The sequence below is a fragment of the Mycobacterium sp. 134 genome (genome assembly GCF_048282715.1).
GTDB lineage: Bacteria > Actinomycetota > Actinomycetes > Mycobacteriales > Mycobacteriaceae > Mycobacterium > Mycobacterium septicum.
The window spans coordinates 6,263,735-6,284,014 of sequence record NZ_JBLVUN010000008.1; the positions used below are offsets into that span (position 1 = coordinate 6,263,735).

At 63.6% G+C, this 20,280-nt stretch carries 16 protein-coding genes and 2 pseudogenes; 7 read left to right on the plus strand and 11 right to left on the minus strand.

Features of this window, described 5'->3' with window-relative positions; all coding sequences use genetic code 11:
- Positions 1-8 precede the first annotated feature (8 nt).
- The 7 genes and pseudogenes from ACNQVK_RS34760 to ACNQVK_RS34790 all read right to left on the minus strand — a co-directional run bounded on the left by ACNQVK_RS34760 (position 9) and on the right by ACNQVK_RS34790 (position 10,422).
- Positions 9-2,891 carry an RND family transporter gene (locus ACNQVK_RS34760; RefSeq protein WP_418033383.1) on the minus strand — a complete coding sequence of 961 codons (2,883 nt, stop codon included), beginning with the start codon at positions 2,889-2,891 and terminating at the stop codon, positions 9-11.
- Complete coding sequence (locus ACNQVK_RS34765; protein ID WP_055110858.1) at positions 2,888-3,307, minus strand: MmpS family protein; 420 nt, start codon at positions 3,305-3,307, stop codon at positions 2,888-2,890. The genes ACNQVK_RS34760 and ACNQVK_RS34765 overlap by 4 nt, the downstream gene beginning before the upstream one ends.
- Before the next feature lie 901 nt (positions 3,308-4,208).
- A pseudogene (gene rfbB, locus ACNQVK_RS34770) lies at positions 4,209-5,027 on the minus strand (dTDP-glucose 4,6-dehydratase); the annotation flags it as partial.
- A gap of 325 nt (positions 5,028-5,352) precedes the next feature.
- Positions 5,353-6,588, minus strand: coding sequence for a PucR family transcriptional regulator (locus tag ACNQVK_RS34775; RefSeq protein ID WP_418033385.1), 1,236 nt, complete (start codon positions 6,586-6,588; stop codon positions 5,353-5,355).
- Positions 6,589-6,628: 40 nt separating this feature from the next.
- Complete coding sequence (locus ACNQVK_RS34780; RefSeq protein WP_418033386.1) at positions 6,629-8,017, minus strand: flavin monoamine oxidase family protein; 1,389 nt, start codon at positions 8,015-8,017, stop codon at positions 6,629-6,631.
- Positions 8,001-8,918, minus strand: coding sequence for an alpha/beta fold hydrolase (locus tag ACNQVK_RS34785; RefSeq protein ID WP_418033388.1), 918 nt, complete (start codon positions 8,916-8,918; stop codon positions 8,001-8,003). Before ACNQVK_RS34785 ends, ACNQVK_RS34780 begins: the two co-directional genes overlap by 17 nt.
- Entirely contained in the window at positions 8,911-10,422 is a 1,512-nt protein-coding gene (locus tag ACNQVK_RS34790) for a flavin-containing monooxygenase (protein WP_418033390.1), read from the minus strand. The genes ACNQVK_RS34785 and ACNQVK_RS34790 overlap by 8 nt, the downstream gene beginning before the upstream one ends.
- A 228-nt stretch (positions 10,423-10,650) precedes the next feature.
- Between ACNQVK_RS34790 and ACNQVK_RS34795 the strand changes: the two genes are divergently transcribed.
- Positions 10,651-11,340: a transporter gene (locus ACNQVK_RS34795; protein ID WP_418033392.1), complete on the plus strand. Its 690-nt coding sequence runs from the start codon at positions 10,651-10,653 to the stop codon at positions 11,338-11,340.
- A gap of 11 nt (positions 11,341-11,351) precedes the next feature.
- Positions 11,352-11,564: pseudogene (locus tag ACNQVK_RS34800) on the plus strand (FAD-dependent oxidoreductase); the annotation flags it as partial.
- Positions 11,565-11,586: 22 nt separating this feature from the next.
- On the opposite strand, the gene ACNQVK_RS34805 reads toward ACNQVK_RS34800, so the two are convergent.
- The 3 genes from ACNQVK_RS34805 to ACNQVK_RS34815 form a co-directional block, all read right to left on the minus strand.
- Positions 11,587-12,792, minus strand: coding sequence for an aspartate aminotransferase family protein (locus ACNQVK_RS34805; RefSeq protein ID WP_418033394.1), 1,206 nt, complete (start codon positions 12,790-12,792; stop codon positions 11,587-11,589).
- 180 nt (positions 12,793-12,972) lie between these two features.
- Positions 12,973-13,836, minus strand: a complete 864-nt coding sequence (locus tag ACNQVK_RS34810; RefSeq protein WP_418033396.1) for a phytanoyl-CoA dioxygenase family protein — start codon at positions 13,834-13,836, stop codon at positions 12,973-12,975.
- A gap of 521 nt (positions 13,837-14,357) precedes the next feature.
- Positions 14,358-15,002: a TetR/AcrR family transcriptional regulator gene (locus ACNQVK_RS34815; protein WP_418033398.1), complete on the minus strand. Its 645-nt coding sequence runs from the start codon at positions 15,000-15,002 to the stop codon at positions 14,358-14,360.
- 77 nt (positions 15,003-15,079) lie between these two features.
- On the opposite strand from ACNQVK_RS34815, the gene ACNQVK_RS34820 reads away from it, so the two are divergent.
- From ACNQVK_RS34820 to ACNQVK_RS34830, 3 genes are read left to right on the plus strand one after another with little or no spacing between them, the layout of a single operon-like run.
- Positions 15,080-15,976 carry an alpha/beta hydrolase gene (locus tag ACNQVK_RS34820; protein ID WP_418033400.1) on the plus strand — a complete coding sequence of 299 codons (897 nt, stop codon included), beginning with the start codon at positions 15,080-15,082 and terminating at the stop codon, positions 15,974-15,976.
- Positions 15,977-16,013: 37 nt separating this feature from the next.
- A complete protein-coding gene (locus tag ACNQVK_RS34825; RefSeq protein ID WP_418033402.1) occupies positions 16,014-16,916 on the plus strand; it encodes a hypothetical protein in 903 nt (300 codons plus the stop codon).
- 1 nt (position 16,917) lies between these two features.
- Positions 16,918-17,694 (plus strand): type 1 glutamine amidotransferase domain-containing protein, encoded by a 777-nt coding sequence (locus tag ACNQVK_RS34830; protein WP_418033404.1) that lies wholly within the window; start codon positions 16,918-16,920, stop codon positions 17,692-17,694.
- 261 nt (positions 17,695-17,955) lie between these two features.
- Here ACNQVK_RS34830 and ACNQVK_RS34835 read toward each other — a convergent pair whose 3' ends face one another.
- Entirely contained in the window at positions 17,956-18,330 is a 375-nt protein-coding gene (locus ACNQVK_RS34835) for a DUF2834 domain-containing protein (RefSeq protein WP_418033405.1), read from the minus strand.
- Positions 18,331-18,436: 106 nt separating this feature from the next.
- Here ACNQVK_RS34835 and ACNQVK_RS34840 point away from each other — a divergent pair, with 106 nt between their 5' ends.
- Together ACNQVK_RS34840 and ACNQVK_RS34845 are read left to right on the plus strand one after the other, a co-directional pair.
- The gene (locus ACNQVK_RS34840) at positions 18,437-19,042 is read left to right on the plus strand and encodes a TetR/AcrR family transcriptional regulator (RefSeq protein WP_090424775.1); all 606 of its coding nucleotides are present in this window, start codon (positions 18,437-18,439) and stop codon (positions 19,040-19,042) included.
- 26 nt (positions 19,043-19,068) lie between these two features.
- Entirely contained in the window at positions 19,069-20,280 is a 1,212-nt protein-coding gene (locus ACNQVK_RS34845; protein WP_211157073.1) for an acyl-CoA dehydrogenase family protein, read from the plus strand.

A 20,280-nucleotide genomic window follows, 5' to 3' on the forward strand; every position in this document is an offset into this window, starting at 1 on the left:
AGCCGCCGCTAATCCCTCAACATCAAGTTGCGCACCAGCGGACGCGGACCCATCGGCCGCAGCATCGCACTGGCCGGACGCGGACGCACCTGCTGGGGCCACCAGAACCAGCGGCCCAGAAGCGCTGCGATCGACGGGGTCATGAACGCACGCACGATCAGCGTGTCGAACAGCAATCCGAGGCCGATCGTGGTGCCCACCTGACCGATCGTGAGCAGGTCACTGACGATCATCGACGCCATCGTGGCCGCGAACACCAGACCCGCGGCCGTCACGACCTTGCCGGTCCCCGCCATCGCCCGGATGATGCCGGTGTTGATGCCCGCGTGGATCTCTTCCTTCATCCTCGAAACCAGCAGCAGGTTGTAATCCGAACCCACCGCCAACAGGACGATGACGGACATCGCCAGCACCACCCAGTTGATCTGGATCCCAAGGATGTACTGCCACACCAGCACGGACAGGCCGAAGGACGCCCCCAGTGACAGCGCCACCGTGCCCACGATGACCAGAGCCGCGACAAAGCTACGCGTCATCAGCACCATGATCAGGAAGATGAGGGCCAGGGCGGTGACGCCCGCGATCAGAAGGTCGATCTTCGATCCGTCGACCAGGTCCTTCACCCCCGCCGCGGTACCGGCCAGGTAGAGCTTGGAACTCTCCAGCGGGGTGCCCTTGAGGGCCTCCTCGGCCGCGATCCGCATCGGCTCGACCCGGGAAATACCTTCGGGCGTCGCGGGATCGCTACGTTGAGTGATCAGCATGCGCGCGGCCTTCCCGTCCGGGGACAGGAAGATCTTCATGATGCGCTGGAAGTCCTTGTTCTCCAGGACATCCGGCGGCAGATAGAACGAGTCGTCGTTGTTCGACGCGTCGAAGGCCTTTCCCATGGCGGTGGAGTTGTCGCTGGAATCATCCATCTGGGTGAAGAGCCCGGACATCGTGCTGTGCATCGTCAGCATCATGGTTCGCGTGCTCTGCATGGTGGCGATCATCTGTGGGAACTGCAGCAGCATCTGCGGCATGAGCAGGTCCAATTGGTCGAGTTCCTTGACCAATCCCTGCATTTTGGTCGTCACCTCGTCGATACCGTCGAGCCCGTCGAATATCGATCTGATCGACCAGCAGAGTGGAATGTCAAAGCAATGCGGCTCCCAATAGAGGTAATTGCGCAACGGTCGCCAGAAATCGTCGAAATCCGCCATATGGTCGCGCAATTCACCCATATCGGACTGCAGGTCATGGGTGGTACCGACCATGCGGTGAGTGGTGCCGACCATCTGCTGCATCAGTTCGTACATCCGCTGCATCAGGCTGATCGTCGTCGACATATCGTCGGCCTGTTTGACCAGATCCTCCATCCGCTCCTTCTGGAACGGCAGGGAGAGGCGCTGGCTGGCATTGGACATGCTCAGCATGAACGGGATCGAAGAATGTTCGATCTGAGTTCCCTCCGGCCGCGTTATGGATTGCACATTCGCAATTCCAGGAACCGCGAACACCGCCTTGGCCAGCTTGTTCAAGATCAGCAAATCGGTTGGATTCCGCATATCATGATCAGCCTCGACCAACAAGAGATCGGGCGTCGTCATCTTCGATTCCGGGAAATGGCGAGAGGCCGCCGCGAACCCTTGGTTGGCCGGAATATCCTGTGGAATGTATTTCTGGTCGCTGTAACTCGGGTTGTACCCCGGCAGCGTCAACAAGCCGATGAGGGCCACCGCGAGGGTGGCGAGCAGGATCGGGGCCGGCCAGCGGACGACGGCGGTACCGATACGCCGCCATCGGCGGGTGACGACCGGACGCTTGGGGTCGAAGATGCCGAACCGGCTGCCCGCCGCGATACAGGCCGGCACCAACGTCAGCGCCACCGCCACCGCTATCAGAATGCCGACCGCGCCGGGGACTCCGAGGGGCTGGAAGTACGGCAGCCGCGTGAAACTCAGGCAGGCGATCGCTCCCGCGATCGTCACGCCTGAGGCGAGGACGACCTTGGCGACACTTCGGTAGGCGGTGAAGTACGCCGCCTCTCGTTCCTCACCGGATTGCCTGGCCTCCTGATATCGACCGGTGAAGAAGATCGCGTAGTCGGTTCCGGCCGCAATGCCCACCGAGACAAGCAGATTGACCACGTAGGTGGTGAGGCCGACGAGCCCGTGCAGGCCGAGAAAGGCAACGCACCCACGGGCCACCTGCAGCTCGATCCCGACCGTGAACAGCAGGATGATGACGGTGATGAACGATCGGTAGAGCAGGAGCAGCATCAGGAAGATCACCCCGATGCTGACCAGCGTGATGAGGATGACCGTGCGGTTGCCGCTCTGGCCCATGTCGGCGACGATCGCGGCCGGACCGGTGACATATGTCGTGATCCCGGGCGGCGCTTCCGTGCGCTTGACGACATCCTGGACCGCCTGGACCGATTCGTTCGCCGCGGCCTGTCCGAAACTTCCGTGCAGGTTCAACTGCACGTAGGCGGCTTTGCCGTCGGCGCTCTGCGCGGCACCGGCGGTGAGCGGATCACCCCAGAAGTCCTGAATGTGCTGGATGTGCTCGGGGTCTTGCTTCAGCTGACTGACGAGGCTGTCGTAGTACCTGTGAGCGTCGTCGCCGAGGGGCTCCTCGCCCTCGAGGACGATGACTGCCACGCTCTCCGAATTGGACTCCTGGAACAACTCGCCCATACGGGTCATCGCCTTGACCGCCGGCGCATCCGGCGGGCTGAGCGACACCGAATGGTCGCGCTCGACCACCTCGAGTGGAGGAACGGCCACAGTCACCAGCACCGTGATCGCCACCCACCCCAGGATGATCAGGGGTGAGAACCGGCGAATCATCGAAGCCAGTCGCGGCCTGGATTGTTGGTCTGTATCCATGTTTTTATCGCTCATGCAGCCTTCAGCAGACACGATGTGAAGGCATTTATCTGATTCGAGGACTTCTCGGCCTTGACCTCATTGTCGACGGTGATGCGGCAGCCGATGTTATTGCTGTCTCCTTGCGCCATGACGCTTCCGACAGCGGTGGTCTTTGTGATATCGAATTCCAGAATCCACGGCAGGCTGACTTTCTTTATGAATTGCGGATCGGCATTAACATCGAAATAGCTGATATTTGCCACCGTTCCCGGCGCCCCGAATACTTCGTATGTCAGCTTCTTGGGGTCAAATGGCTTCGTATCATTGACCTGGGTGTCGGCGTACGTAGCACGCTTGTCACTGCCAAAGATAGTGTGCAGGCGCGAAACGGTAAATCCCGCGGCGGAGATCACCACGACCGCGAGTAACGGAATCCACAACCGCTTCAAAAACCGAAAAATCGTAGATCTCCTCCACTATCACCCCACCCGGTACAGGTGCAGCGAATACGCATGACGCCTCACGGAGTCAGCTTGGTCGTTGAAGAGTAAACCATGTCATGCGTCACCTCATCAGCCCGTTCCGCACAGCTTCACAGCGAAGTCTATATACGAACGGCGGCGTAAATTACCGCCCAAATTCGATTCAAAATCGGCGACGCGTTTCCCATTTTTAGACAATGAGAATTGGGCAAATTCGTGATTTCCCGCCGGCGCGTGCGGCGACCGGTAGATAGTCCCCACATGTCACGTTCTGGCTAACACGGACGCGGTAGCTCATTGGTTGCTGCGACTGCACAGGCCCGGGGGGTCGGCCTCCGGCGCCCCGCGACGCGAGATGACTCACCAGGTCCGGGTGACGCCGGTGAACAGCTGTCCCCCCGGACATTCGCGCTCCCCGCCAAGGGCCGCCCGCGCGGGTTTGGCAGTGGACCGCTCCCGGCGGGAGCCGCTTTTCAGGCGACGTCTGCCAACTGCCGGGCCTCACCTGCGGGAGGGCTCGCCGACGCGGAAGGTCCTGAATCACCGCCTATCCCAACTCGTTCCCCGCCTATGAAGCGGGTCGCCGTGCTGATTTGGAAAAGTGCGAGCTCATAACGGCATAGCCGGGACTTCTGCACGCCCACGACTGGTGGGCAAAGCGCGCCAAGCGTTGCCCTAGCGCTTTTAATAGGCGGTTTCCGTGGGCATGTTCCGCAGGGAAATGCCAATGCGTACGCAGTCGACGGAGTTCTATCTCATCGATCTCCGCGCAGGCGGGCTGCAGTCAGCAGGGTTGGAAGCAAAGGAAGTAGGCGCGGTTAGGCACCTGTGATCTCCCATGCTCCGGGGATGGTCAGTTCGCGTGCGGTCACTGGCCGCGCACCGAGTAGTTGGTCTCCACGTTGTCTTTCAAAGGACCCCACCAGGATTCGTTGTTGCGATACCAGTCGATGGTGGCCGCCAGGCCTTCGTCGAAATCGGTGTGTTTGGGCGCCCAGCCCAGTTCGTCGTGCAGTGTCGACGGGTCGATGGCATAACGCAGGTCGTGGCCCTCCCGATCGGTGACGTGCTCGAAGTCGTCGGGGTCGCGGTCCATCAACCGCAGCAGGGTGCGCATCACCGTCAGATTGCTGCGCTCACATTCGGCGCCGATCAGATAGGTCTGCCCGACCCGGCCGCCCATGAGGATCTGCCACACCGCACGGTTGTGGTCATCGACGTGGATCCAGTCGCGCACATTGGCGCCGGTGCCATAGAGCTTGGGCCGCCGACCGGTCAGGACGTTGGTGATCTGGCGCGGGATGAACTTCTCCACGTGCTGATAGGGGCCGTAGTTGTTGGAGCAGTTCGAGATCGTGGCGCGCACCCGATAGGACCGCACCCAGGCCCGCACCAGCAGATCAGCGGCGGCCTTGGTCGCCGAGTAGGGGCTCGACGGGTTATAGGGCGTGCCCTCGGTGAACCGGGCCGGATCCTCGAGCTCGAGATCGCCGTACACCTCGTCGGTGGAGATGTGGTGCAACCGGGCCCCGTGCGCGCGGACCGCCTCCAGCACTGCGAAGGTGCCGATGACGTTGCTGTGCAGGAACGGCTGCGGGTCGGCCAGGGCGTTGTCGACGTGGGTTTCTGCGGCGAAGTGCACGACGGCGTCGGCCTCGCCGACCAACTGGTGCACCAGGCCGGCGTCGGGGCTGCTCAACTATCACGATGTGTCGATCCACCCGCGTCGGGTGCACGAGGTGCGGCCAGTCGCTGGAACTCGTCATCGGTGAATTGCCCGCGGTAGAAGGCGGTTTCGATGGAACCGCTAAGTTGTGTTGCAACTCGACAGTTCCCGCTGTCGAGATGGAGCGAAGATTGACAGGACTCGCCTAGGTACTTTCTCAAGACTTCGGCTGTCGCGGACGCTCGTTGATCTTCGCTGCAAACCCCAGCGCAGTGCTCCTGGTGATTTCAGCCGGACCGCTGGTCGCCGAACGTCTGTCGGCAGTTTGAAGCGCCGTCTTCTGCGTTTAGAAGGGTGTGGTCGCCGTGATATCGGGCGCGATTTCCAGCACCAGGAGTGCGGCCGCGACGTGTGTGGGGTTGTCTTCCACTTTGACCGCGGACAGTTCGTTGGCGCGCGATACCCGGCGCTCGACGGTGTTTCGGTGTGCGTAAAGGTTGGCCGCCGCCCGAGTGGTGTTGAAGCCGCACTGCACGTAGGTCAGCAGCGCCTGCCGTATCGCTTCGTCTGCTTCGGTCAGCGGGCCCAGAGTCTTGGTGACGAACCGTCGTGCGCTGGCAGGGTCCTTCGTGATGCTGTCGATGAGCTCGACGTCTGCGTACACCGTGAAGCGCCGGTCGGATCCGAGCCGAACGACAAGTGCCTGGGCCGCGAGGGCGTCTTGGTGGCTGGACCTGAACCCGTCGAGTCCTCGTCCCGGCCTTCCGACGGCCGCTCGAACATCCTCCGCCTTCGCCACCACCTTCTCGATGTGGCGAAGGTCAGGTGTCGCGGACCCGGATAGCCAGATCCAGCGCGAGGTAGCAGTGGCCCGGGCTATCAGGGCGCTTCCCCCCGCCGAAGCGGAGCGCACGTCCGCGACCGCCTCGTCCAACGCGTTGGCCCGCTGAGGATCGTCGGTCCACAAGACGAGGCCGACGTGCGAGCGGGCCAACCGGTACCTCAGGCGCCCTTCCGCGAGGTCCTCGGTCATGGGGGCCCCACTGGCGATCAGTTGTATCAGCGCAATCGCGTCGGCATTTGCGTCACCCATCGCGGCCGCAAGGCTGGCCTCGCGCAAGGCCGAAACCGAGTCGAGGGCGTACTGCACCAGCGACTTCGCCGACACGTCGAGAACGTCGACGAGCAGGGCCGGATCTGTGCAGTGCGCCACGCACTCTTCGAGCCATCGGCGCCATCCGACACCGAGTGCCTCCCGCCATCCTTCAGCGAAATCAGGCGCGATGCCACGGGATGCGAGGTCGCGGATGTACTCCGCGATCCTCGGGCCGATGTAGGGCTCGACCCTTCGCCCCGGTTGCTGGATGTTCGACGTCAGCCACTGGACAAGATCGGAGCGGTTGAGGTAGCGGTCCTCCTCGACCAGCGATGCATCCGGAAGCAGGGCAGGCTCGTACTGCGCCATGAGTGCGGCCCCCGCGATGACCTCGGTCATCGCATCCGTCTCCGTCAAGAGCCGCTGACACAGCGTTCGGATTGCGTCAGCGGCCTCGACGGTGGGCAGGGGCCACAAATCCTCCATGCCGACAAGTCTCCTCTGACTCCGAGGCGCCGAACGGGAGTTACGCCGAGGATTCTTCTTCTACGCCGAGAAGTCCAGCGACCTGCTCGGCGGTGTGCAGACCTGTCAGGATGGCGCCGTTCATGGTTCCGACCCATTCGCCTGCGGTTTCGGTGCCGGCCCAGTGGATGCGCCCGTGCGGCTCGGTGAGGGCGTCACCGTAGCTCACCGTTGCGTAGGGCGGCGCGGCCGGATGTGGGCCACCAGGCGCGAACGGTTCGGTGCCCCAGCAATGGTCGACGTAGTCGATCGGGGTGTTCGCCTGCTCGCCGTACAGGTCGACCAATTGTTTGACAACCAGTTTCCGGCGAACCTCCGGGCCGAAGCCGTCGTACACCCGAGCCGTGCAGAAGACCATCAGGATGCCCGGTCCACTGCCACTGGGCGAGACGTCGAAGGTGATGAACACCGGCACGGTATCGGTCAGCGCCTCACCGGAAAGCCCTTCCGCTCGCCAGAACGGCTTGTCGTACGCGACGAACGCCTTGCTCAGCGCGCCCATCGGGAAGCTGGTCGTGAGCCCCTTGATCTTGTTCGGCAGGGCCGGCTGGTACTCGATGTATGCCCGGTGCTCGGGGGCTGCGGTGACGATGGCGTACTTGGCATTGATTGTCGCCGAGTCGGTGTAGACCGTGACGCCGTTGTCGTCTTGGGAGATCCGACGAACACGGGTATCCAGGACAACTCTTCCACCGAGTTGCGCGGCGAGCCGCCTGGCGATCTCTTGAGTGGTTTCGGTGACGCGATACTCCTGCTGCCCGCCTTCGACGGCGAGCATATGATCGAGCCCGCCCACGGCCTCGATATAGCGCAACACATGCAGCAGAGACACGTCGAGCGGGCTGCAGCCCCACTGCACCCTGGTGACGATGTACATCAGCGCACGTGTGCTGGTCGTCGCCCGCTGCTGGTCGAGCCATTCGCCGAACGACATCGCGTCGAGCTTTCCGGCGTCAGGAGATTTCCACACCGCATCGACCTCGATGGTCTCCAGCAATGTGTTCAGCGCCAATTGGATGCGGCCCAGATCCTCCACGTCCACGGGACCGACCGTCGGCAGCGTGCCCGTGTAGGTCTGGCGTTGCCCGGCCATCCACAGCACATTGAGGCCTTCATCGAACTGAGGGGTCGACGAACATCCCAATCGCGCCATGAGATCGCGGATCGCGTTGTGGCGCTCGGCAACCCATGTTGCCCCGAGGTCGACCTTGACACCGGCTACCTCGCCTGAGAACGATCGGCCGCCGACCCTGTCCCGCCCTTCTACGACAAGCACGGACACGCCCATACTCACGAGCCGGTCTGCGGCGCTCAGGCCGGCGAAGCCCGCACCGACGATTACGACCTCGACTTCAGCGGCATTGGAGCCGCTCTCAACAGATTTCGACATGGTTTCCTCCTTTGTTCACGCGGTCCGCGTGTTGCGCGATGTATTGGGTGATCGGATCGACCAGGGCCTCCGGAATGTGATGACCCATGCCGGGGATGACGACGTGCTGCGCCGAGCGGATCGCATTGGCAGTTGCGATGCCTCCGCTGGGGTTCACCATCAGGTCCCGGTCACCGTTGATGACCAAGGTTGGGGCTGTGATCCTGCTCAGCTGGGCAGTGCGGTCTCCGGAGCACTGGACCGCCTGAATCTGACGCGCCACACCGGCAGCGGTGTCACCGGCGCTGCGATCCCAGCCGTGTGCTGCGATCGCGGCTTCCTCGGCGTCGTCGATGGGGTACGCGGTTCCGGCGATGTGCCTCGTGATTCGCAGGTGGTTGCGCACGGCTGCGGTTCTGTTCTTGGGTGGTGCAGCGACGAGCAGCCGAATCGTCGACAGCGCCGGCTGGCCGACCTTGCTCGCCCCGGTAGTCGAGAAGATGGATGTCAGGGACAGCACGCGCTGAGGTTCGGTCGCGGCGATCGTCTGCGCGATCATTCCGCCCATGGATCGTCCGACGAGGTGAACCTGCCCGATCCCGAGATGGTCGAGTACGCCGACACAATCGGAGGCCATGTCCGCGATCGAGTAAGCATCGCTGCGTGGGCGCCCGATAACCTGACGCCACATCGCGGGTGCCGGGTTGGTCGCGAACGTTGATTGGCCGACGTCGCGGTTATCCATGACGATGACCCGAAACCCTTGGTTAGCAAGCAATCCGACGAATGAGTCGGTCCAGAAGGTGAGGTCCTCACCTAGCCCGGCGATGAGCAGGATGGCGGGGTCCGCCTTGCCTCCCGACTCGCGGAAGCAGGTCGTCTGTCCGGATGAGAGGGTTGCGTACCGGTCTGAGTCAGACACGGGCGTGTGCCCTCTCGCTGAGCCCGAACTCGAGGTGCTCGTCGGCGACCGGACCGCGCAGCGCCTTGGCGTCCTCCTGATACGACATCGCCATCCGCCACGGGGCGACCGAGCCCTGCTTGGGCAGGATTTTCGCGCCGCGCTTGGCGTAGCCGGATTGGAGGTCCATCACGGGCCTGCGATCCATTCCCGGCAGCGGGACCGGGACCGCCCGGTCGTAGCCATGAGCATCCATGTGCCTGACGAGGTCGATGAAGTAGCGGCACATCAGGCTCACCTTGAGAGTCCAGGACGACGTCGTGTAGCCAATGGCCATCGCCCAGTTGGGGATTCCGCTCAGGAGCATCCCGCGATAGGCGAAGGAGTCGGCGATGTCCACCTTCTGCCCGTCGACCACGATCGGCATTCCGTCGAAGAGCCGCATGTTCAGTCCGGTCGCGGTCACGATGATCTCGGCCTCGAGCTCCTCGCCCGACTGCAGCACAATTCCGCGCTTACTGAATCTCTCGATCGAATCGGTGGCGACGGCGGCGTTGCCGGAGCAGATCGCGTCGAAGAAGTCGCCGTCGGGCGCCGCGCACAGCCGCTGGTCCCATGGGTTGTAGGGCGGGTTGAAGTGCTTGTCGACGTCGAAACCCTTGGGGAGCCGTTTGATGTTCGCGCGGCGGATCAGCTTTCGCCCAGCGTGCGGGAACATACGCAGCCCCTTGACGATCCCGCGTTCGATCCAGATGTTCTTGAACCGAGTCACCGCGTATCCGCGCTTGGCGCCGAGCAGTTTCGTGAGTGCGACGGCAAGACGGTCGACACGAGGAATCGGCATGATGTAGGTGGGCGTGCGCTGCAGCATCGTCACGTGACCGGCGGCGCCGGGGCCGGTCAACATCGCCGGCACCATCGTGACGGCAGTCGCGCCGCTGCCGATGATGACTACCTTCTTGCCGTGGTAGTCGAGGTTCTCCGGCCAGTGCTGCGGATGAACCATCAGACCCGCGAAGTCGTCGCGGCCCGGAAACTCCGGCGAGAACCCCTGGTCGTACCGGTAGTAGCCGGTGGCCGCGAAAACCCACCCGGTGCGGATCGTCTTCGTGGCAGTCGAGCCGGTGACGGGGTCGGTCACTTCGATGGTGAGCGTCCACTTCGAGTCCGACGAGGACCATTCGGACTGCACGACGCGGTGCCGGAACTTGATGAGGCGCGCCAGGTTGTTCTCGTCGACCGTTTCCTGCAGATACTCCCGGATCAGGTGCGCGTCCGCGATCGCCGACTCGTGGCGCCACGGCTTGAATTCGTAGCCGAAGGTGTGCAGGTCGGAGTCAGAGCGAATTCCCGGGTAGCGGAAGAGATCCCACGTGCCGCCGATGTTGTCGCGGCCCTCCAAAACGACGAGGGACTTGTCCGGGAGCTCGCGGGTGAAGTACGTTGCCGCGCCGAGCCCGGAGATTCCTGCTCCGATGATGACGACGTCGAACTCCGCGACCTCGCCCAATACCTCAGTTGTCATGGCTGCCAACTCCTCGTCGTTCTGGTGACTTCGTGACGTCCACAGTGGCTGAGGTACGGCGTCGCTCACTACGACAGCGCGCACCGCCATTTGACCGAGCGGGTGCAGCGTGCACACGGGGTGCACCGTGCACCGACTGCCACTCGAACAGGTGCGCAGTGTCGTTGTGACTGGAGTCACCGGCTCGCGAAAGTGGAGGCCACCTCAAACACGAATGGAGCCAAGGCAATGAAGGACATGCTCTTCCTCTTGGCCGATGTCTGGCTGATCGTCGTCGGCTTCTACTGTGGCTGGAAGTTCCTCCGGCACTATGGCAACTGGCTGCTCGGCCTTGAATGCTTGGTCGTCGGTGTATCGGCGACGAACTTCCTCGTGGGGTCGCTGCTGGGCGCCGAATCGGGCAACATCCCCTTCTCCGTGGCCTTCTTCCTCGACGCGTTCTCGCGATCGTTCGGCTTCACGCTCGTCCTCGTGCTGGGCCTGATGGCGGTGACCCATCGGTACAAGCCGACCCTTGCCGTCGAGATCGGCGCCTTCGGACTCGCCATTGTGGGCGGCTTACTCCTGGGCGGACTCGACCACAAGACGCTCCATGTCGGTCCGGCCGCGTTCTATCTCACGATGAACCTGCTCACCACGCTGTTCCTCGCGTACTTCGTCAAGCGGCTGTGGGGCATTGGCGAAAAGTGGCTCGCCGGTTGGGCCGCACTCGTCACGGCAGCGGGGACCGTCATCGCCATTACCTACGACTTCTTCCCGTTCCCCTTCGACGACGAACTCCGCACGATCTTCTTCACCGCCGCGCTGACGACGTGGGGAGCTCAGGGATTCGTCTATTACCTCGCCTACCGCGCGCTGCACGCCCACAACATGGCTGTCGACGCAAAACCAACCGAGAATGTGAGTGCACTGTCATGAGCACCGACAACATCGAATACAGCACCTTCACCGGCTGGGTGGATCCGCCCGCCGACATCCAACCCAGCCTGACCGGCGACCTCAAGTGCGATGTCGCCGTGATCGGGGGCGGTATGGGCGGCATGGCGACGGCACTGCGGCTTGCCGAACGCGGTCAAGATGTCGTGCTGCTGGAAGCGGAATTCTGCGGCTACGGCTCTAGCTCCCGCAACGGTGGACAGATCGCGAGCGACGACATCGTGTGATTCAGCGATGGTTCCTCGTCTCTTCGTGGGTGGTGTAGGTCTGCTGGAGTACGTGCTTGAGAGTCTCGGCGGTCGCCTCGACGTCGGCGGTGGTGTGCGCGGTGGAGAGGAAGACCTTGCCCGATGGCATGAACAGGAAGCCACGGCGCACCATCCCGTCCAGGATCGAAGCCCAGCGACCGCCGGTTCCGTGGAGTCCGGTGTTCCCGCCGGCGGGAACGTACTGTAGGAGCGAGCCGACCCGGTTGAGGCTGCCGCCGTCCGGCACTGATGCGAGCGCGTCTCCGACCAGGCTCGCGAACTCAGACGACCGGTTCTCCAACTCCTCGTACACGGCCGGGTCTGCCAGAACACGCATTGTCGCCTCAACCGCAGCGAGTGCGATCGGGTTGCCATTGAAGGTGCCGGCATGGACGACGCCATCGGTGACCTGATCCACCAGCTCGGCGCGGCCGACCACGGCGCTCTGGGTGAATCCACCTGCCATCGCCTTCCCGAACACCGAAAGATCTGGCGACACACCGTATTTCTCGGCTGCGCCGCCACGCGCCAGCCGGAAACCGGCGATCACTTCGTCGAAGATGAGCACAATTCCGTGCCGATCGCACAGGGCCCGCAGGGTCTGCAGGAAGTCTGGATCCGGAGCCTCGACACCGGCGTTGCTCATCACGGGGTCCAGTAGGACTGCTGCGATGTCGCGCTCCTCGGCCGCACTCAGCAACTGTTCGGCCATGTGGACATCGTTGAAGCTCGCCACCACCAGGTCGTCCAGCACACTGGGGGACTGTCCTTTGCTGGCCGGCACCGCGGACTTGCCGCCGTCGCCCTCAGAAAGGCTGGCGTACACGGTGTCGTGCCACCCGTGGTAGCTCTTGGCGAATTTCACGATCCGCCGCCGGCCAGTGGCTGCTCGCGCAAGTCTCAGCGCCACCTGTACCGCTTCAGTCCCGGTATTGCTCCATAGCAGCCGCTCGCCATGGGACACGGCCTCCAGCACCGCCTCGGCAGCCAGGTACTCGAGCTCGTGGCTCGTGCCGACCACTTGCATCGCGCCGACAACCTGCCGTACTGCATCCACGATGCGCGGATCACCGTGCCCGAGAAGTAGCGGGCCCCATGCCATCAGGTAATCGAGGTATCGGTCACCGTCCAAGTCCCAGACGTACGCGCCACGCGCCTCCCGCACGAAGAGCGGGTGGGGACGCATGGTAGCGCGAAGACCGGACCCTACGCCCCCGCCGAGACTGCGACGAGCACGGTCGAACGCAAGACGCGAACTATCCAACGCCACCGCGCGACTCCCTTGCTTGTCCTTCTGCAGGCTGCAGGCTTCCGGCGGGCGGATGAGATGTTGGAGCGGGTCCGCCCGTCTGGCCCCGCTCGTCGCTTAGAGCTCGAGGTAGTCCGCGAGCTCGCTGTAGTCGACCTGCCACAGTCCCGGAGAGCCGGTCGGGTACTGCGAGCGGAATCCGATGAGGCTCTGCACGCGGGGCGGAAGGGATCGTGCGAGTTCGCGGTCGACGAGGAACGGGTAGGCCTCCTCGCCCACCAAGAAGCCGGGGTTGAGTGCGAAGCTGACCGCACGGCGGTACTCGTCGGAAGTGCGGTTCGCGCCGCCGCCGTGGGCGGTCTTACCGCTGAAGAACAGCGCGTCGCCAGCACTCATCTCGGCTGGAATGGTCTGCTCAGGCGTGCCGCGGTCCTCGAAGTCATCCCATTTGTGGCTGCCCGGGATCACTCGGGTGGCGCCGTTCTCCTCGGTGAAGTCGGTCAGGGCGATCAGGAAGTTGACGGTCACCTCGGGCCCAGCGGGCCCCATGCCGACGAACGGAAACCAGTTCTCCAGGTCGCGGTGGAGCATCTGGGCGGCGTTGCCCGGACCGATCTCGATCACCTGGGCTGTCGTCATCCAGTAGGTTCCCGATTCTTCGAGAAACACCGCATCGGCCAGCGCATGAACGAGGTCGTGATCGATCACTTCGCGGCGGAACGTCTGGCTTCGGCTGATCAGGTTGGTGAGGCGCTTGGTATTCCGGCCGTGGAATTCCGCGACGATTGCGGTGTCGTGCTTCGAGCCGGGATTCAGCTCGTGCAGGGCCGGGTCGATCTCGGCATTGAAGCGTGCGACCTGATCCGGTGTGAGAAGTCCTTTGACGATGACGCCGCCATCCTCGCGGACGATCGACAGAATCTCGTCGACGGGAACCGTACTGGCGATCGTGCGTAGTTTCGCGGCGGTAGTTGCGGGCATGGCGGCGACACTTCCTTGCTGTGGTCGGTGTGGTCTGGGCCCCCACAATGGGTGAATGTCGGCCCGCGCGACTACAGCATCCGGTCGCAGATTTCGGTCGTAGGGGTGCAGAGTGCACTGCCCCGACAGCTCCGGCCTGACCAATGAGGTCAGTACAAATAGTTAGTCAGATTAACCAAAGTGTTAAACAATCATCGTCAGCTCGTTAATCTTCACTGCATCTCAGCACCTGTCGAGATGCAGGGCAGATTGACGAGACACGCCTACCGACTTTGACAAGATTCGGGCGTGTCGCGAGAGCTTGTCAATCTAGGTTGCAAAAGCCCCGCTCAGGATGTTTCGCTCCCGGCAGCGGGTCGCTGTCCGAGCCCATCAGGCGTGCTGGACCTTTGTGCGCTGCATGCCGAGGTTGAGAGCGCCGTCGTCTGTGCGGGTTCGTACTCGTCCTCGAATGCGCCGTCACGTCAGGACAAGAATGAACATAAAATGTTGCGCGGTAATGGCATTGGGTGTGGCATGTGCTAGTTGGAGCGCTTGAGGATGCCCGTCTCGATGATGGTGATCGCAGCGGGGACCAGCGATTGCGGGGTGACGGTGTCCGGGCGCATGGCATCGGTGCGCAACGCGACCGACAGCATGCCGTTGAGCATGCCCCAGAGGGCGGTGGCGGCGGATTCGGGGTGCAGGTCAGCGGTGAATTCGCCGGTGTCGATGCCTTCGCGCAGCAGTTCGGTCAGTTGCTGGTGCTGTTCGGTGGCCAGTGCGGCGATTTTCTCGATGGATTCGGGATCCTCGGGCGGGTTGGCGAAAATCTTGAATGCCTGCGGCCGGTCGAACGCCAGTCGGATGTAGGCCTCACCAACCTGGAGAAGCCGCTCGGCTACGGACCCGTCGCCGTCGTAGGCGGTCAGCATGAATTCCCGGGTTTGTTCAAGCGCCCGTTCGGCCACCGCCAGCAGTAGCGCCTGATGACCACCGACCCGGTTGTAGACCGTCTGCAGCGACACGTCGGCCCGTTGGGCTACCACTTCAGCAGTCACAGCCCGAGCGCCGCCCTCGAATAGCAAGGTCTCGGCGACGTCGACCAACCGGGCGCGCATCTCGGTGACGCGGCGCTGCATCCGCGTAGACGTTCGAGGCGCCTCGAGCTTTGACGGCAGAACCATGCGTTGACTATAACCCACTCTAATATTAGAGTCACCTCAACTATTTGAGTTGAATCCACTTTCTGGAGGTTTCGGTCATGACCACACGCACCACCATCCAGTTCCCGTCCCACGGCGAACAGTGCACCGGGTGGCTGTACGTGCCTGATACTGCGACCCCGCCGCCGGTGATCGTGATGGGCCACGGACTGGGCAGTGTGCGCACCATGCGCCTGGATGCCTACGCCGAACGGTTCGCTGCGGCCGGCTATGCCTGCCTGGTGTTCGACTACCGCCACTTCGGCGACAGCGACGGCCGACCCCGCCAGCTGCTCGACATCACCAAACAGCGTCAGGATTTCGCCGCTGCGCTGGCCTACGCGCGCATCCTGCCGTCGGTAGATGGCAACCGCATCATCGTGTGGGGCACCTCATTTGGTGGCGGTCATGCGATCGCCACCGCCGCCGACGACGGCCATGTCAGCGCGGTGATCGCCCAGTGCCCGTTCACCAACGGCCTGGCTTCCGCGCGGGCGATACCGCCCTGGACCTCGATCCGGCTGACCGCGCTGGCCATCGTCGACCAAATCCGCGGCGTCCTGGGTGCTGACCCGCTGCTGGTGCCCACCGCCGGAGCCCCCGGCACGGTCGCATTGATGACCGCCCCGGACGCCGAATCGGGTTACCTGAATCTGGTACCCGCTGACGGTGCCGGCGGTTTCGACAACAGAGCTGCAGCCCGGATCTCGCTGCACCTGGTGCGCGACTTCCCCGGCCGCCGCGCCGCCGACATCACCGCGCCGATCCTGTTCGCGATCTGCGACACCGACTCGGTCGCCCCGGCCGGGCCTACCCTCAAATACGCCCGCACCGCCCCCGCCGGCGAGATCAAGCTTTACCCCGACGGCCACTTCGATATCTACGTCGGCGAACCGTTCGAGCGCGTCATCACCGACCAACTCGACTTCCTGGCCCGCACCGTCCCCGCCAACTAAACACCGCCCACCGCGTATCCCGGAGGAGACCACGATCATGACCAGCCCCGCGCGCCGCCTGCTGACCCGGCTGCTGTTCCACGCCGACGCACCGGACCCGCACCGCCCCACGCCCTGTCAGATCGACGGCATCACCGTGTATTTCCGCGTTCGACTGCAACCGCACCGCACCGCAGCCGACGTGCACCGAGCCCTCGCGCCGCTCCTGGCTTCCGAATCAGCGGCTCTCGCCACATTGGGGGCCTCCCAGGTCTACCTGTACAGCGACGCCACCCACCGCGGTCTGGAACTGGCACCGTTCATCCTCGGACGCACCCACACCGCGCTGGCCCTGTTCAGCAAAGTCGCCGGAAAACCCGTGCCGCCGAAATTCACCACCGCCATCGCGCCGGCCCCAGCAGCGCTGCTCGAAATCCAATTCGACGCACCACTGACCAGCGAGCAACACGGCGCGCTCGATCAGATCAAAGCCGCCCTCGTGCCGCTGGCCAGCGACCTCGGCAGCGTCGAATGCGACCGCCGCTACATCGTCGTGGACAGCCGCGCCAGCCGCGCCCAAGCGGTGTTCCTGACCGTGCTGACCCGAGTGCCGTGGAATCGCACCCTCGACCAAGCCCAGCACTACTGGATCAACGAACACGCCGCGCTCGTGCACGACAACCTCTCCCGCACCGGCATGGTCGGCTACATCCAAGTGCACACCACCGCCGACCCGCGCAGCACCTATGACAACCAGTTCGGCGGCGTCGCCACCATCGAATTCGACACCATCAACGACTACAGCCGCCAAGGCCTACGACCAGCTTCCATCGGCTTCAACAACACCCTGGCCCTCGACGAAATCAACCTCACTGTCGACTCCGAGATCTACCTCTTCCACCGCACCCCACTACTGACCGCAGCCACGCACACAGCGAACCCGCGTCTTTCGGGTAACTGAGATGAGCCAGCCGAAACCCGTTGTCCTGATGCTGCTCCCAGCGCTGGATTACGATCCCACGGAGTCGGCCGTGATCTGGGACGCGCTGACCGCCGCCGGAATCGACGTACAGTTCACCACCCCGAGCGGCGAACCCGCCTATGCAGACTCACGGCTGGTAGACGAAGGCTTCTCGGTGCTCTCGCCCATTCTCATGACGAAGCCGGAATCCGTGTCCGTCTACCGGCGGATGACCGAAGACCCCCGCTTCAAGAAACCCTGTGCCTACGAAGCTGTCAACCTCGACGACGTCGACGGCCTCTTCATCCCCGGCGGGCACGCCAAAGGTGTCCGCACCTTGCTGGAATCCGCAGTGGCGCAACAGATCGCCGTGTCTGCATTCGCTCGCGACCTGCCCGTTGGTGCGGTCTGCCACGGCGTACTGCTCCTGGCTCGCGCCATGAATCCGGCCACAGGACAGTCCGTCCTGCATGGCCGCCGCACCACCGCGCTCACCGAGTCGCTGGAATTGACCGGTTGGCAGCTGACCCGGCTGTACCTGGGTGACTACTACCGCACCTACCCCGTCACCGTCGAAGCCGAGGTCACCGCCGTATTGGCATCCGCGCGGGACTTCGAGCGCGGGCCAAGGTTCACGGTGTTGCGCGACAGCCCGAACCATCTCGGCCGCGGGTTCACCGTGCGCGATGGCAACTACCTTTCGGGCCGATGGCCGGGCGATTGCCACCGGCTGGCCGCAGAGTACACCGACCTGGTGCTCGCGCACTGTCACCGCTGACGACCACTCGGCACCGAAGCCGAATGTCATTGTGGAATCATAGGTTTGACCAAGATTGAGCACTGCGTCCGGGAAGCATGGGTGATTTGGCGAATCCGGGTAATGCCGCGCTTCCATGGTGAAACGAGCACCCAGCCGATAGATGTGGCTGCCGCCACGCCCGCCCCATCCGTGCGCGGCGCCTGTTGTTTGGTGGCCACACCGGATAACTGGCCAACTTTAGTTAGCTCGCGTCTTTGTTTAACAAGCAATCCACGTTTGTCAATCTTCGTTACATCTCGACAGTTCCCCCCGCTGTTCCGCGAGCACCAATTGCCGCCGGATCAGAAACAGCGGGAACGCCACACTCACAGCGATGACCGCACTGAGCACGATGTAGATCCACACCTTCGGGATGCCGATCCGGCGCGCCTCCACAACCATGAACACGAACGCCGCAAGCCCGAACAGCAATAGGTCATTGGTGAGTGAAGACGACCCGTAGTTGGCATAGCCACTCTTGAAGAAGTCGATCAGGCTCGCGCTTTCGGTGGTGAAGAAACCGATGTTGTTCCACCAGGTGGCGACCAGCGCTACCACTGCGATCACCGCGTAGGTGCCGCACAAAATCTTGTCGTTTCGTGTCAGCATCGCCATCGTCACGCCTCCCCGTCAGACCGACACAGTCCAGGTCAACCTATCGATCCGGCGGACGCGAGGGGGCGGTTTGCAACCCAATCTGGTGAGTGAGTACTCTCTCACCGTGTCAACCGGACGGGACCGACTCTTGGCCACAGCGTTGAAGCTGTTCGCCGCGAAGGGGTATGCCGCGACATCGGTGGCCCACATCCAGCAGGCAGCCGGTCTGGCGCCGGGGTCGGGCGCGTTGTACAAGCATTTCGGCTCCAAACGAGAACTGCTGGAGTCCGCGGTCACGCACCGCATCGATGCGATCGTGAGCGCCCGCGAGCAGTACGACGCCGGCAATCCCAAGACCGTCGAAGAAGCGGTTCGCAGCGCCGGGCAACTGATCTGGACCAACCTCACCCAGAGCGAGGAGCTGTTGCGGGTCATGTTGCGCGAACCCGATGAACTCGGGGAGCTCGACGAAAAGACCTGGCAGGTCATCACCGACAACGCCTATCAGCGGTTCGCCGACGAACTGGCCGCGTCCAATCGCTCGGGCCGCACCCAGATCCCCGATCCCGAGGCCACCGCGGCGGTCGCGATCGCCGGGCTGTCCTATGCCGCGACATTGCAGGCGCTGACCGGACGCTTGCCGGGCAATGTCGACCACGAACGTTTCTTCGAGGCCTGGGTCATCCAGACCGTCAGCACGATCAAGCAACACCGCTCTCAAAAAAACTGACCGCCAACATATTTCAGGAGTCAACCGTGACGTTCTCCATGCAACTGAGCGAAGACGTGATCGAGGTCCGCGACTGGGTGCACCAGTTCGCCGCCGACGTCGTGCGTCCCGCGGCCGCCGAATGGGACGAGCGCGAGGAAACGCCGTGGCCGGTCATCCAGGAGGCCGCCAAGGTGGGGCTGTACTCCCCTGAGTTGTTCGCCCAGCAGACCGCCGAGCCCACCGGCCTCGGGATGCTGACCGTGTTCGAGGAGCTGTTCTGGGGCGACGCGGGTATCGCGCTATCGATCCTGGGCACCGGCCTGGCTGCAGCAGCCTTGGCGGGCAACGGAACTCCCGAACAGATCGGCACCTGGCTGCTACCGATGTTCGGCACCGCCGACGAACCCCAGCTCGGCGCCTTCTGTTCGTCCGAGCCGGACGCCGGCTCCGACGTCGGCGCGATCCGCACCCGGGCCCGCTTCGATGAGGCGACCCGAGAGTGGGTGCTCAACGGCACCAAGACCTGGGCCACCAACGGCGGTATCGCCAACGTCCACATCGTGGTGGCCTCGGTCTATCCCGAACTCGGCTCGCGCGGGCAGGCCACGTTCATCATCCCGCCGGGCACTCACGGCATGAGCCAGGGCCAGAAGTTCAAGAAGCACGGCATCCGGGCCTCGCACACCGCAGAGGTCGTGCTGGACAACGTCCGGCTGTCCGAGGATCTGATCCTGGGCGGACGCGAGAAGTTCGAGGACCGCATCGCCCGGGTGAAGTCGGGGGCATCGGCGGGCGGTCAGGCCGCGATGAAGACCTTCGAGCGCACCCGGCCCTCGGTCGGCGCGATGGCCGTCGGCGTGGCCCGCGCCGCCTACGAGTACGCCCTCGACTACGCCTGCCAGCGTGAGCAGTTCGGCCGCAAGATCGGCGAATTCCAGGCCGTCGCATTCAAACTCGCCGACATGAAGAGCCGCATCGATGCCGCCCGGTTGCTCGTGTGGCGGGCCGGCTGGATGGCGCGCAACAACCAGCCCTTCGACAACGCCGAGGGTTCGATGGCCAAGCTGGTGGCCAGTGAGACCGCGGTCTACGTGACCGACGAGGCGATTCAGATCCTCGGCGGAAACGGCTACACCCGCGACTACCCGGTCGAGCGGATGCACCGCGACGCCAAGATCTTCACGATCTTCGAAGGCACCAGCGAGATTCAGCGACTGGTGATCTCCCGGGCCATCACCGGGTTGTCGATTCGGTAG